This window comes from Rhodococcus xishaensis, assembly GCF_004011825.1.
Lineage (GTDB): Bacteria > Actinomycetota > Actinomycetes > Mycobacteriales > Mycobacteriaceae > Prescottella > Prescottella xishaensis.
Window position 1 is genome coordinate 334,739 of record NZ_RKLO01000005.1, and the last position, 12,773, is coordinate 347,511.

General features: G+C 64.5%; 14 protein-coding genes and 1 tRNA gene. 10 read left to right on the top strand and 5 right to left on the bottom strand.

What is annotated here, in order from left to right; genetic code table 11:
• The first annotated feature begins 224 nt into the window (after window positions 1–224).
• On the top strand, window positions 225–1,550 hold the full coding sequence (locus EGT50_RS13810; protein WP_127955215.1) for a YibE/F family protein: 1,326 nt from the start codon (window positions 225–227) through the stop codon (window positions 1,548–1,550).
• A gap of 42 nt (window positions 1,551–1,592) precedes the next feature.
• On the opposite strand, the gene EGT50_RS13815 is transcribed toward EGT50_RS13810, so the two are convergent.
• Both EGT50_RS13815 and dcd read right to left on the bottom strand, forming a co-directional pair.
• Entirely contained in the window at window positions 1,593–2,546 is a 954-nt protein-coding gene (locus EGT50_RS13815) for a hypothetical protein (RefSeq protein WP_127955216.1), read from the bottom strand.
• Between the two features lie 228 nt (window positions 2,547–2,774).
• Window positions 2,775–3,362, bottom strand: coding sequence for a dCTP deaminase (dcd, locus tag EGT50_RS13820; protein ID WP_127955217.1), 588 nt, complete (start codon window positions 3,360–3,362; stop codon window positions 2,775–2,777).
• Window positions 3,363–3,531: 169 nt separating this feature from the next.
• Between dcd and EGT50_RS13825 the strand changes: the two genes are divergently transcribed.
• A tRNA-Gly gene (locus EGT50_RS13825) sits at window positions 3,532–3,605 on the top strand.
• 74 nt (window positions 3,606–3,679) lie between these two features.
• Here EGT50_RS13825 and EGT50_RS13830 read toward each other — a convergent pair.
• Together EGT50_RS13830 and EGT50_RS13835 are read right to left on the bottom strand one after the other, a co-directional pair.
• Window positions 3,680–4,822, bottom strand: coding sequence for a site-specific integrase (locus EGT50_RS13830; RefSeq protein WP_235870749.1), 1,143 nt, complete (start codon window positions 4,820–4,822; stop codon window positions 3,680–3,682).
• 125 nt (window positions 4,823–4,947) lie between these two features.
• Window positions 4,948–5,397 (bottom strand): hypothetical protein, encoded by a 450-nt coding sequence (locus EGT50_RS13835; protein ID WP_127955219.1) that lies wholly within the window; start codon window positions 5,395–5,397, stop codon window positions 4,948–4,950.
• A 300-nt stretch (window positions 5,398–5,697) separates the two neighbouring features.
• Here EGT50_RS13835 and EGT50_RS17350 point away from each other — a divergent pair, with 300 nt between their 5' ends.
• The 8 genes from EGT50_RS17350 to EGT50_RS13870 all read left to right on the top strand — a co-directional run bounded on the left by EGT50_RS17350 (window position 5,698) and on the right by EGT50_RS13870 (window position 11,760).
• A complete protein-coding gene (locus tag EGT50_RS17350; protein ID WP_127955220.1) occupies window positions 5,698–5,895 on the top strand; it encodes a helix-turn-helix domain-containing protein in 198 nt (65 codons plus the stop codon).
• A gap of 301 nt (window positions 5,896–6,196) precedes the next feature.
• Complete coding sequence (locus EGT50_RS13845) at window positions 6,197–6,697, top strand: hypothetical protein (protein ID WP_127955221.1); 501 nt, start codon at window positions 6,197–6,199, stop codon at window positions 6,695–6,697.
• The gene (locus EGT50_RS13850; protein ID WP_127955222.1) at window positions 6,694–7,956 is read left to right on the top strand and encodes a hypothetical protein; all 1,263 of its coding nucleotides are present in this window, start codon (window positions 6,694–6,696) and stop codon (window positions 7,954–7,956) included. The genes EGT50_RS13845 and EGT50_RS13850 overlap by 4 nt, the downstream gene beginning before the upstream one ends.
• 396 nt (window positions 7,957–8,352) lie before the next feature.
• Window positions 8,353–8,700 (top strand): hypothetical protein, encoded by a 348-nt coding sequence (locus tag EGT50_RS13855; protein WP_127955223.1) that lies wholly within the window; start codon window positions 8,353–8,355, stop codon window positions 8,698–8,700.
• Window positions 8,700–8,858, top strand: coding sequence for a hypothetical protein (locus EGT50_RS17070; RefSeq protein ID WP_164873414.1), 159 nt, complete (start codon window positions 8,700–8,702; stop codon window positions 8,856–8,858). The genes EGT50_RS13855 and EGT50_RS17070 overlap by 1 nt, the downstream gene beginning before the upstream one ends.
• 163 nt (window positions 8,859–9,021) lie before the next feature.
• Window positions 9,022–9,486: a hypothetical protein gene (locus tag EGT50_RS13860; RefSeq protein ID WP_127955224.1), complete on the top strand. Its 465-nt coding sequence runs from the start codon at window positions 9,022–9,024 to the stop codon at window positions 9,484–9,486.
• 177 nt (window positions 9,487–9,663) lie between these two features.
• Window positions 9,664–10,509: a phage major capsid protein gene (locus EGT50_RS13865; RefSeq protein ID WP_127955225.1), complete on the top strand. Its 846-nt coding sequence runs from the start codon at window positions 9,664–9,666 to the stop codon at window positions 10,507–10,509.
• Window positions 10,510–11,337: 828 nt separating this feature from the next.
• Window positions 11,338–11,760: a hypothetical protein gene (locus EGT50_RS13870; protein WP_127955226.1), complete on the top strand. Its 423-nt coding sequence runs from the start codon at window positions 11,338–11,340 to the stop codon at window positions 11,758–11,760.
• Between the two features lie 24 nt (window positions 11,761–11,784).
• On the opposite strand, the gene EGT50_RS13875 is transcribed toward EGT50_RS13870, so the two are convergent.
• Window positions 11,785–12,738 carry a GmrSD restriction endonuclease domain-containing protein gene (locus EGT50_RS13875; RefSeq protein ID WP_127955227.1) on the bottom strand — a complete coding sequence of 318 codons (954 nt, stop codon included), beginning with the start codon at window positions 12,736–12,738 and terminating at the stop codon, window positions 11,785–11,787.
• Between the last annotated feature and the right edge of the window lie 35 nt (window positions 12,739–12,773).

Here is a 12,773-nt window from a genome sequence, read left to right on the forward strand (position 1 = left end):
CGTCCTCACGCAAGGGACCGAAAAAAATCTCCCAATTGATCACATTCGCGCGTACTTAGGGTAGTCTCACCTCTTGGCCCTCCGCGAGGGCCCGTAAGCGCCTCGTCCTGCCCCCTCCCCCCCTGGGCGACGGGGTACCGGTGGCGGGGATGCCCCCCCTGCTCCCCGTCACCGTCGCTTACCGCGACCTCCCGCTAGCCTGCTCTGGTGCAGAGACGAAGCCGATGACAACGCGCCTGTCGCCCAGCGGAGAACACAGTCCAGACCTCCAGCCCGGTAGTCACGGACACGGCCACGGACATTTCGAGGGACCGGCACCGGTCGGTCCGACCGCAGCCCGAGTCGTCGTAGCGATTCTCGTCGCGGTTGCGATCGCGGTCGTCGGCGCAGCGGCGATCCTGTGGCCGAGCAATGAGCACGTCGGGATCCAGTTGCCGTTCCAGGGGGCCGACGGCCTCGGCGTCACGACCGAAGCCGGGACGATCGTCGCGCAAGACCTGGCGCCGTGCGGCAGCTCATCCGCAGGGCGGGCGTTCTCGGGCGACCCCGCACCGCCCCCTGTGACGAGCGGCGGCATCGACTGCCAACGGAGCTTCGTCACCATCGAGTCCGGGCCCAACGAGGGAACCCGCACACTACTCGAGATCGTGCCGGGACCGGGTCAACCGAACCTGCGGGTAGGCGATCACATTCGTCTTGTCCGCCAGACCGATGCGACCGGCACCCCGGCCTACTCATTCAACGACTATTCACGGGGACTGCCGTTGACACTCGTCGTCGCCGTGTTCGTGGTGGCGATCGTCGCGGTCGCTAGATGGCGCGGGCTACGCGCACTGCTAGGACTCGGGTTCGCTTTCGGCGTGCTACTCGTCTTCACCCTGCCCGCGCTGTTGGACGGCAAACCCGCGATACCCGTGGCCCTCGTGTCGGGCGCGGCGATCTTGTACGTCGTCCTGTACCTGGCGCACGGGGTGAACCTACGGACGAGTTCCGCGTTGCTCGGGACATTGGCATCGATGCTCGTCGCAGCAGTACTGTCCACCGCCGCGATCGGAATGACGCACCTGACCGGCCTGTCCGAGGAACAGAACGTCAACGTCCAGGCTTACATTCAACAGGTCAGCATCACCGGGCTCCTGCTGGCCGGCTTCATCATCGGGTCGCTCGGTGTACTCAACGACGTCACGATCACCCAGGCGTCGGCCGCGTTCGAGATCGCATCGATGGACGAGTCGGCTTCCCGTCGGACCATCTTCGCAGCCGCGATGCGGGTGGGACGCGATCACATCGCAAGCACCGTCTACACATTGGTACTCGCCTACGCCGGCGGCGCGCTTCCGCTGCTCCTACTCTTCAGCGCCTCGGGCGACTCCGTTCGGGATGTGCTGACGGGCGACGCGGTCGCCATCGAGGTCGCGCGGTCCGCGGTGGGCGGTACCGCGCTCGCGCTGTCCGTTCCCCTCACGACCGCGATCGCGGTACTCCTCGCGCGGCCACGGGTCGCCACCCAGATCTCTCGACGACGGCGCCGCGGTCGCCACACCCTCTGACTCGAGGCCGGCAGGGCCGCGGATGCGTGCCCGCTGCGACGCCTACCGTGGCGCCGAATCCACAGCAGGCTGCGCGGGTTCCTCAGTTGATGCCACAGCTTCAGGCCCGAAGTATGCTCTGCCATAGCCGAGGCCGAATCCGATGACCGCAATGGCGACAAGTGCCACACCTGCCACTACGGCTCCGGCCACCTGCAATCTCGAAACCGAGCGCGGTCTCGTAGTTCGCGACGGCCGCCGAGGCTTTGCCGTGGGCTTCCCGACCGGAGCCGCGAGGAGCGCCGCCCCTGTTGCCGCCGTGAACTCCGGGGCCTCTGCGACCACTATCGGGATGGCGGAGCGTTGCTGGAGCACCGACCGCACCTCAGGGGCGTGCGTTCCGCCGCCTAGAAGGACGACAACGTCGGGCACCGAACCGGACTGATCGGCAAGCTCCCCGACCAGATCGGCAGACTCCGCGATCAACGCAATGGCGGGAGGGCCGGATATCTCGAGCGGCAGTGTCCTCAGATCGTCGGTGTTCAAGTCGTCGGCGTTCAGGTCGCTGCCACGCAACCGTGTGCTGCGTTCTGAGGCGACGACCGAACCGGTGGACCGATCGACCAGGCTCACGGTGAGCCCCGAGCTTCCGAGATCGTAGAGCGCGAGAGTGCGCCGAGTCGCCAGACGCTCGTCCTGGATCAACCGTTCGAAGACCGCGGTGTGCTCGGGGACCAACCGGAAATTCGTCACTCCCTGACGGCGTAGCGCTGCGTCCAGTGCGGCGGCCTGAGCCTCATCGCTGTAGGCGATGCTGACTCGGACAGTCGATCCCGACTCCGCTGCATCCGCGAGGACGATACCGACTGCTTCAGCGGCGAGTTCCTCTGGAGCCCAGGTATCGACAGCGATCGACCGGCGCTCGGCCCTCACCGGCGCCCCCAATCGCCCGGGATCGGGGAGCTGGACCATCCGCACGAATCCGGTCCCGACCGATACCCCTAGAACCGCACTCATAATCGCCTTCGATCGAGGGCACGCCCGGCCGACGCTTCGTGCCGGGCGTGTCTGAACCAGTCGAGTTTATACAGCCGCGCCCAGAAGCGCAGACCTGAACAATTGTTCGTCCTTGAACCGCCAACACTCGCCGCTCCTCCACAGCCCAGAGACCCGCCGCAATGCGGGGCGGTAGACCAGCGCCGCAGAACCGCCTGTGGCTTCGCGTCTCGGCTCGCGAGCGAGGCCTCAGTACGCCTGGCTCCCCGGGTGCGTCGCGAAGTTGAGGTACGCCCTCGAGGGTGTCGGGCCGCGTTGGCCCTGATACTTCGACCCGACCGCAGAACTGCCGTAAGGGTTTTCCGCAGCGCTGGTGAGTTTGAGCAGGCACAGCTGGCCGATCTTCATACCCGGCCACAGCGTGATCGGCAGGTTTGCCACGTTCGAGAGTTCGAGCGTGATGTGACCACTGAACCCGGGGTCGATGAATCCGGCTGTGGAATGCGTCAACAGCCCTAGGCGGCCGAGACTCGACTTCCCTTCCAGCCGACCAGCGAGGTTGTCGGGAAGGGTGCACACCTCGAGGGTTGATCCGAGGACGAACTCCCCCGGGTGGAGCACGAACGGCTCACCGGGCGTGGGCTCGACCAGCGACGTCAACTCGTCCTGCCGCAGTGCAGGGTCGATGTGCGTGTACTTGGTGTTGTCGAAGACCCGGAACAGGCTGTCGAGTCGAACGTCCACGCTGGACGGCTGCACCATCTCAGGTTCGAACGGGTCGATGCCCAGCCGTCCGGAGGAAATCTCGGCACGAAGATCGCGGTCTGAGAGCAGCACAGGGAGAGGCTACCGGTGCCGTCAATGACGATGGACATGAACCTGGGCAATCGCCACTTGACGCTTGTCAGCTTCGACTCTCGGGCACACGCCCTACGACTTCTGCTACAGTTTCCGCTTGCGGGGCGAGGTGCCTGAAATGGTGGCAACCGCTACAAAAGCCCTGCGTGCCGATGTAGTTCAATGGTAGAACATCAGCTTCCCAAGCTGAGAACGCGGGTTCGATTCCCGTCATCGGCTCCACGAAGAAACCCGCCCCGACGGTTGTCGGAGCGGGTTTTTTGCTGTCACACGGACGTTCGAGTGGGGCCAGATTGTCACTTCGTTGTCACTACCGACCCCAGAACGGACGCAGCATCCTTCAATGCGTCGTTCTGACTGTGTGCGTAGACCTTCATCGTGAAACTCGCATCCGCGTGGCCGATCCACGCCGCAATCACCGCGACAGGCACACCCTGAAGGTGCAGGGTCGTCGCAGCCGTATGCCGTGCATCGTGAAGGCGGATCGAACGCACGCCCGCTGCGACTGTCATCTCTCGCCAGTATCGAGACAGTACGGCCGGGGTGTAGGGCTGCCCGACCTCGTTGACGACGACGTATTCACCAAGCCCGTACTCAGGACCTACCGCCAGACGTTCACGCCTCTGCGACGCACGTGCCATCCTCAATGAAGCCTTCAGAGGCTCAGACAACGGCAGGGTGCGTCTCGAGGTCGCCGTCTTCGGTTCGTTCTCCACCGCTCTATTTCCTGCCATTACGCGGCTCTTCGAGATCGATAGGAAGCCTGCATCCAGGTCCACGTCGGACCATCGGAGGCCCGCAATCTCCCCGCGTCGCAGCCCAGCCAAAGCAAGGTGCCAGGCGTGGCCCAGACGATTGTCGGCGGCAGCTGCCAGTAGCGTTCGCACCTCCGCCGCAGTGAATGTGCTCATCTCCTTGTGCGGCATCGGGACGCGCTTCACCCCGGCGGCGACGACCCGAGGCACAACCCCCTGAGAGAAGGCGTCAGCGAGAACCTGCTGAATCGTGGTGATGACCTTGTTGACGGCAGATGGTGACCAAGGCCTACGAGACTTGCCCTTCTCGGTGACAGTCCCGCCAACGCAGAGATCACGCACGAGATCGTCTATGTGGCGTCTCGTGAGCGACTGGACTGGAAGCTCGCCGTGACGTTCACGTAGCGGGGCGAGATCGTAGGCGAGTTTGGACAGCGACGTTGCTCGCAGGTTGTGGCGACCCGCGATGTAGTTACTGCACACCTGCTCGACTGTGACAGTAGACCGGGCTACATATGTCCCGGCACCGACTTCGCTGCTGATCTTCGAGTAGGCGTTCTTCGCATCTTCGAGTGTCTTGTAGCGCTTCCGCGTTTGCCGACGCTTCCCTGTCCCCGGGTCGGTGCCCGCGTCGAGGGTGATCTCGTAACGCTCCTCACCCGACTTCAAGGTCACCTTCTTCATCCCAGGAAGAAGCCGTTGCCGCCTAGCGCTCATCAAATCCCCCCGTTCAGAAGCCGGATCTGCTGGACCGGCTTTCCTCGCGAATTCACGGTGACCGTCATGCCAAAGAGAGGACTAGGTGCTGTCTAGCCATCGAATCCGCCAGAAGTATCCATGCCTAGTTCGGTCATTCTCTCAATCCCTTTGGCGAGGTCCTCGTCAAGACGACGCAATCGGTCCACTGTCGCGTCAACGGTCGTCTGGTCACCGCGTTCACGCGCGCGATCTATCCGATAGACGAGCATTTCTCTGTATTCAAGTCCCCATAGATGCTCGCGTGACAGGTTGATTGCTACCGTGCCTCGGCGACGACGCTTCTCGTTCTCACTCTCGGTCTTGGCGAGCTGACCAACAGCCGTGCCGGACAGGTGTCCGTCATCCCTCTCGAACGCCTCGCCATCGAACCAGCGAATGATGCTCCCGGAAGACGCGGTTCTCCCAGGTAGCCAATCGGCCTGGCCCCCCATGACGCTGGGGTAGAGCAATAGAAGTGGAGGGACTTCCAGAGCTGCCGCGATCACGATGAGCTCCGCCACTTGGAGAACACCTCCCCTATGACCTGAGTCCAACTTGGCGATCACAGTGGGTGAGATTCGGTGGCCCAGCTCAGCGGTCCTGTCGGACAGCCACTTTGCTGAACGCTGGCCTCGTGCGGTCTTTGCGGCCAGGCCAAAACGTCGCACCAGCTCTACGTCCCACGCAGGCTGATCAACCTCATCACTCTTCGTCATACGAAGATTCTCGCATACTTCTTGCGTCACGAGAAACCCTGTGCGTATGGTTGCGTACGGCGAAGAACATCTTTGCCATTCTTCGACAGACGAAGGGCGGTCCCTATGTCCAACCCGACTGGAGCGTCTCTCCATCGGCTCGAATCTGCTGCTCAGCGGCTAGGCGTTGGTCGCTCCACTCTCTATGGATTGATGAACTCGGGGCAGTTGCGGAGCGTGAAGATCGGCAAGAGTCGCCTGATCCCCGAGAGCGCCATCTGCGAATTGGTGGCAAAGCTCGAGTCCGAGGCTGCGGATGAGTGACATGAACGAGTGGGAGAACGAGAACGCCCCCGGCGCCGCGGCAACGGCAACCAGGGGCAACCAGAACCAGCCCAACCAGCAATTGAAGGAGCAAGTTCAACCATGAGCGTACCGAAAACATGCCGGCATCGACACGGGCGAGGCGGTCTGACCGGCGGCCGTCCTAGAACTGGTTACCACTGCGCTTCGGGCTATCCAGTCCCGCGCCTGGCCGGTCTCCGACTTCCTGACATCGCCTCGCGACTGACGTACCGAGCCCGGGTTCCGTCTGGCCCCCTGGCCCCTACAGAAGGACGTCTACATGGTGTGTGACAGCCTTACCCGGCCGATCGGTCTCGAACCATCCCTGGAGGTCCTCACTGCTGGCTCGCTGATGTGGGCACGTGCCGAGGACACCCGCCAGGCTGCACGACTGCTCGACCTCGACGACCTCGAAAACCCGGCGTCGCGAATCGTTGTCGAGGTGGTGCTCTCCCTCCTCGACGCCCGCCGATCCCACAACGGAACCGCAGTCGGTGACGAGCTGGCACGCCGCGGTCTGCTCAGCGAAACGGTCAAACGGTTTCTGCTCGATGCGATCACCTGCGGCGTCGACGCGAACACTCTTGCCCCGCAGTCCTACACCGCGGCGCTCGTCGCGCAGTCGTACCGGGCACGTTTCGAAACCCTCGGTAAGGCACTCGCCGAAGCCGCCTATTCGTTCCCTGAGACGGATTTATTGCCGTTACTCCGCAAGGGCGGCACCGATGCGGTCAAGCACGCGCAACGCCTCGCCGCGCTACGAGGGGAGGTCGCCGCGTGAACGCCACCGTGACGAAACTGCCTCAACCCGAAGCATTCTGGTTGGCCCGTGACGCCCTCGCGCATGTCCTCGAGTACTCCCGATCCCGACGAGCGGGGCCGTGGTCAGTGCTCATCGTCGTCCTCGCCCGCCTCATCGCGGCGCTCGAACCGAACATCATGTTGCCACCAAAACCCGGTGCTGCGGTTTCGCTGAATTTCTTCGCCGCCCTTGTCGGTCCGTCCGGTGCCGGCAAGGGCGTGTCAATGGGAACCGCCCGCGACTCAGTGCGGATCGTCGACCATAACGGGCGGCCCATCGATATCGACGAGTTCCCCCTCGGCTCCGGTGAGGGGATCTCGCGCACCTACCGGCCCGCCGGCACCGACGACAACGAACCGAACCCGCGAACCAGGGCACTCTTCGATGCCCCCGAGGTCGACACCCTCGCCGCGCTCGGTGCCCGACAAGGCGCAACCCTCATGCCGGAGCTCCGCAAGCTGTTCATAGGAGAACAACTCGGATTCAACAACGGCACGAAGGCAACCCGTTCGATCCTCTCGGCGCACTCGTACCGTGCGAGCCTGACCATCGGCGTGCAGCCCATGAAGGCCGGGCCGCTGCTGCACGACGCGGACGGAGGCACCCCGCAGCGCTTCGTGTTCATGCCCGTGCATGATCCCGACGCCCCCGACGCGGCACCACAGACCCCGCAGCCGTGGACGGTCAAGCTGCCACGATTCGGGTCTGGCACCGCACATCTCGAGGTGCCCGACGAAGCGCGCGCAGCGATGGACGCGCACCGGCTCGCCACCCTGCGCGGGGAACAGGTCGACCCCCTCGACGGACACCGGATGCTGACCCGGTTGAAGGTTGCCGCGGCATTGATGGTCCTGGACGGCCGCTCTGTCATCGATGCCGAGGACTGGCACCTCGCCGGAACCATCATGCGGGTATCCGATCGCACCCGCACCGGTATCGAGGCCACCCTCGCAGAGCGGGTCAGAGAAGCGAATCGGGCACGCGCACAAGCCGATGGGGAACGCGCCGCGATCGTCGAGGATCACAAGTACGAGGGCGACGTCCGGCGCGCACGAGAAGGCGTCCTCCGCTACCTGACCCGACGCGGCCGAACCCCCATCCGAGAGCTGGCGAAGTCTCTCAGGAGCGACGTTCGACCTCACCTCGAACTGGTCCTGTCGGACCTCATCGAGTCGGGCATGATCCGCGAAATCGCCATCGAAGAACGCCGGTTCTACGAACTCGACAAGGTGGCGTAGTGGGGGACCGGGGGACCAAGAAGTCCCCCACCGGAAAACAACATCTGACCTGCGTAAACGGGTGGGGGACTGAGCCTTCCCCCAGTCCCCCGCTCGCCACCCGCAACCTGGGAAAACAGGAGTACCCAACCATGAGAGACCGCTACTACGGGGGCTACCCGTGACCGCTCGACGTGAACCCGGTGTCCTGCCCCTGCTCGCCGAGATCCTGACGGACCTGCCGAACCTGCCGAATGCAGCCTGTCGAGGACATCACGAACTGTTCGACACCGCACTACATCCTGAACCCCACGCCGACCGAGTAACGGCGATGCACGCCGCTGAAAGACTCTGCCGCCACTGCCCACACACCACCACCTGCCCCGCTCCCGTCGCCCGAGCACAGGAAAAAGCCACATGACTAACGAGAATCTGAAACCGCAGCCTCAGAACGCTACGATCGTCGACGACAACGGCGCACCGTTCGCCGCAGTGAACGTCGGCCAGATGCAGGCGGATTCGATTGGCCCCGCCTTCGACATCGCCCGCCACTGCCAAGCCCGTCATGTCCTCGACCAGGTGTCGATGAAGTGGTTGAGCAGGATCGGCCACGAGAGGTTCGGGCTCGTAGCTGCCAACGCCCTGTGGACGACGGTGCAAGACCTCCTCGACCTCACCCTCACACCGGTCGACAACCTCTCACCCGGCCTCTACTACCGGCCGATCCTCGACGACGCCTACCGCAACGTCACCGGGAACGAGTGATGAAGCTGCGAGCACGCGACATCACACCCCTCGTGATCGTCGACCACCAAGCCACACGGCCCGTCCTCATCCGCCTGTGCGGGCTGTGGCTGGCCCTGTCCACCACCGAAGCCCACACCCTCGCCGATCAACTCCACGACGCTGCGGAGGAGGCATGAAGGTTCGCTTCCACTGCACCGACTGCGTCGGCGGCAACGAAATGCGAGCCCGATTCCGTCGCAATAACTCCGGGCGGGTATGGGTGGCCGACGGATATAGCCGCAACCCCACCTGCACCCACGTCGCCAATGTACGAACCCGACTGATGAAAGGACTGCGCTGATGACCGCACCCACCGACAACAGCGAACACGACAAGGCCACCGATACCGACGACCTCAAACAGCAGGGCGCCGAGCAGAAGCAGGAAACGGTCAAGGAGGAGAAGCAGACACGCAAGTCCGACAACGCGGAAGCGGCCCGGTACCGCCGCCAGCTCCGTGACACAGAAGCCGAACGCGATACTCTCCGCGATCGGGTCACCGCCTACGAGCGCCGCGAAGCCGAACAGCTCGCGGTCGAACTCGCCGACCCGCGAGACCTGTGGGTCGCCGGCATCGACCTCGATGACCTCCGCGGCGACAATGGCACCATCGACTATGCCAAGGTCGCCGCCGCCGTAGACGAAGTCCTCGCCGAACATCCCGCCTGGGGCAAGACTCGTACCCCCAAACCCGACCGCCGCCAGGGCGGAGGGGAGCACCAGCTCCCGGCCCACACCAACTGGTCCAACGCACTGCGTCGATAGTCCCACCCGTACAGGCCCGCCCCACACATGATGTCGGGGCGGGCCTGTAACGTGTCACCCAGCCGAACAGGCTGGGCCAGGCGCCCACGAACGGCCAACGCAGCCCCAGGAGGGCACCGCACCCCGCGCAGGACGCGACGCGAGACACACCTAACCTCCTGAAAGAGAACTCACATCATGGCCCCAGCCGACTACACCTCCACCGCTGTCGCGACAGCCTTCACCCCCGACGAGATCGACGGCCTCGTCGTCCAGCCCACGACCCGGTTGTCCGTCGCGATGCAGGCCGCGACCGCCATCCACACCAGCTCCACCACCCTGCGCATCCCCGTCATCACCGACGACCCCTCCGGTTCCTGGGTCGGCGAAGGCGAGGAAATCCCCGTCTCCGATCTGCAATCCGATGAACTCACCGTCACCCCGAGCAAGCTCGCCACCCTGTCGGTGATCAGCTCCGAACTCGCCGACGACTCCAGCCCCGAAGCGCAGGAAATCGTGGGGCAAGGCATCGCCCGTGACGTGGCCGGCAAAATCGACGCCGCGTTCTTCGGAGACCTCGACGCCCCCGCACCCAAGGGCTTGGCCGGACTCACCGGAGTATCCACCGTCGACGCCGGGGACGCCTACGCCAACACCGACCCGTTCGCCGAAGCGATCTCCAAAGCCCGCACCGTCGGCGCAACGTTGACCGCTTGGGTTGCGAACCCCACCACCGCCCTCACGATGGCGAAGGTCAAGAAGGCCGAGGGCAGCAACGAACCCCTTCTCGGGAACGATCCCACTGAACCCACCAAGCGAACCATCCTCGGGCTGCCGCTAGAAGAGTTCTCCGGCATCCCCGACGGCGTCGTCTGGGGCATCCCCGTCGACCGGGTGTTCGTCGTGATGCGTAAGGACACCGACCTCAAGGTCTCCGACCAGTCGCATTTCACCTCCGACCAAATCGCCATCCGCGCCATCACCCGCGTTGGCTTCGGCTTCCCCCACCCCTCCGCGATCGTGAAGATCTCCACCACCGCATAGAACCAGCGGACACGACAACGGACCTGACCGGTATCAACACCGATCAGGTTCGTTTGTCATGTACCCGCCCGAACCCACCTGCCCCGCCCCAGGGAGGGGGTGGGGACCTCGACCGCCCATTTCCTCCACCGCAGGGGAGGGCGGAAAACCGTGCGGAGGGTTCAGAACTTCTCCGAAACCGCCCCAAGAATGACCCCCGACCGGTTCGGCTGGACCGCGCTGAACTCCGCTCGGATCGGTCCCTGTCCGCAGTGGCCCCAGATGGCGAACAGATCGCTCGATGTCACGGCGATGTCACTACAACGCGCGAACCCCGAAGGACCGCCGGATACGGCCGTGGACACTTCGTGCATGCTGTGGACGGTTTCGTGGACGACCACGGACCCGCATGTTCGACGCCGACCGACTTCCCAAGCTGAGAACGCGGGTTCGATTTCCGTCATCGGCTCTCTGCCGGACCTGGCCAGAATCTTTTCTCGTCGGGCTTTGCCTGTTGTCGGGGCTACCAGTACCTCAGGTGCACCATCAGATGTGACGAGGCAAGGTATGAGTCAGCCAGGATTGGCCCGCTGCCACCGTCACAGCGCTTGCTCCGATTCTTGCCGGGACGCACGGATGGTTCAGCAATCGTTCCGAACGAAGCCGTTGCGGCGCTGTGGTCGTCGGCGAACAGGTGCGCGTACACACTGCGGGTCGTGGTCACCTTCGCGTGCCCCATGAACCCGCGAGCTCCAATGGCGGAATGCCCATCCACGTCCATCGTTAGTAACGCAATCGAACGCTGCGCCGAAAAGCAGACCAACCACTACGTACTTGGAGGATGGTCGGATGAAGCGTTCGCGGTTCGTTGTCGCTGGAGTTCTGTTGGCAGTCGGGGTGGGCATCATCTCCGCGCCGACAGCAGCCGCTGAGGATATCGGGTCCGGGGGACTGGAGTGGACGCCGTGCAGTGACAGCTTCCGCCTCCCGTGGGAACCTGCAACGGTTACAACGAATCCCGTACTCAGCCCGTTCGGAACGGCCGACATCTACTGCAAGTCATGGCACGGCGTCACCGCGGTCTATCAGCTTGACCCGTCGGGCAACAGGCACCAACTTGTGCGGTCCTTGGGTGCGTTCGAGGGTGCCGGCAGCTTGGTCGACTTGGTCGGCACGGAGGGTGCTTTCGACCTGTACAGCCCGTTGGGCAGCATCATGCTCCCGTTGGCGCTGCCGCTGCCGTTCTACGTTTGGGATCCGGCAACGTACTGACTCGGTGTCGCCAACCCCGAAATCCTATTCGCAGGCCACCCCGTCGCCGTCGCCGTCCATCCCGGCGCGGTACCCGGGCTGCCCTAGCTGCAGCGGGGCAACGCCCGCAGCCCGCGCGGCCGTGCAGTTGGGGTAGTAGACCTCGCTGGGCGTCGTGGACGAACCAGTCGGCGAGGCGTTGGCCGCCGCCGGCTCGACCGTGGTGACCGCGCTCGACGTCCCGGATTCCGTTGCGGCGCAGGACGCGAGCTCGCGCGCCATCGCGTCGCGCTCCGCCTGCGTGACCCACAGGCCGTAGGCGATCTTCACATCGATCTGCCGCTCGACGTACGTGCAGCGGTACGCCTGATTGGGCGGCAGCCATTCGGAGGCGTCGGCATCGCTCTTGGCCTGATTGGTCGGACCGTCCACGGCTTGCAGATTGCGTGGATCGTTTGCGAGGTTGCGGAGGGTGGTTTCGTCGAGTTCCTGCGCGCCCTTCTGCCATGCGTCGGAAAGCGCGACGACGTGGTCGATCTGGACGGCATCGGACGTGTCGGCGCCGCGCACGAACCGGATCGTTTTGCCCGTATAGGCGTCCTCGAGGGTGCCCGAGAGCACCGTGCAGCCGCGGGACATGGGATCGGTGGTCGTGTAGACGAGGTCGCGGCCGAGGATGTCGTTGCGGGTGTCGCAACCGTTGCGGCCACCGTCGACGGTGACGTCGTCGGTCCACGCCTGACCGAACTGTGCGCGGTCGTATCCATCCCTGGACGCGCGCGGCTTGGTCGGCAGCGCGGCCAGTCGCACCATCGCATCATCGGAGGCGACAGGGTCGCCGACCGGGCGGTCCGACGTCGGCCCGACAGCGGCGGAGTTGTCCGGCGCGGGGGTCGAGGATCGATCCGACGCCACCTCCGCACTGCAGCCTCCCGCGAACAGCACTGCGACGACTGCGAATCCGGCCACCCAGGAGGTGTGGACTCTCAAAGCACCCATCGACGGCCGAACCCCCACCTCTCATACGAACTGTG

Bases quoted from the DNA above. Each gene is read 5' to 3' on its own strand.
- EGT50_RS13830 (WP_235870749.1), bottom strand. From the start codon at position 4,822: ATGAAGAAGGTGACCTTGAAGTCGGGTGAGGAGCGTTACGAGATCACC.
- EGT50_RS13855 (WP_127955223.1), top strand. From the start codon at position 8,353: ATGACTAACGAGAATCTGAAACCGCAGCCTCAGAACGCTACGATCGTC.
- EGT50_RS17070 (WP_164873414.1), top strand. From the start codon at position 8,700: ATGAAGCTGCGAGCACGCGACATCACACCCCTCGTGATCGTCGACCAC.
- EGT50_RS13860 (WP_127955224.1), top strand. From the start codon at position 9,022: ATGACCGCACCCACCGACAACAGCGAACACGACAAGGCCACCGATACC.
- EGT50_RS13865 (WP_127955225.1), top strand. From the start codon at position 9,664: ATGGCCCCAGCCGACTACACCTCCACCGCTGTCGCGACAGCCTTCACC.
- EGT50_RS13845 (WP_127955221.1), top strand. From the start codon at position 6,197: ATGGTGTGTGACAGCCTTACCCGGCCGATCGGTCTCGAACCATCCCTG.
- EGT50_RS13875 (WP_127955227.1), bottom strand. From the start codon at position 12,738: ATGGGTGCTTTGAGAGTCCACACCTCCTGGGTGGCCGGATTCGCAGTC.
- EGT50_RS13810 (WP_127955215.1), top strand. From the start codon at position 225: ATGACAACGCGCCTGTCGCCCAGCGGAGAACACAGTCCAGACCTCCAG.
- EGT50_RS13870 (WP_127955226.1), top strand. From the start codon at position 11,338: ATGAAGCGTTCGCGGTTCGTTGTCGCTGGAGTTCTGTTGGCAGTCGGG.
- EGT50_RS17350 (WP_127955220.1), top strand. From the start codon at position 5,698: ATGTCCAACCCGACTGGAGCGTCTCTCCATCGGCTCGAATCTGCTGCT.
- EGT50_RS13815 (WP_127955216.1), bottom strand. From the start codon at position 2,546: ATGAGTGCGGTTCTAGGGGTATCGGTCGGGACCGGATTCGTGCGGATG.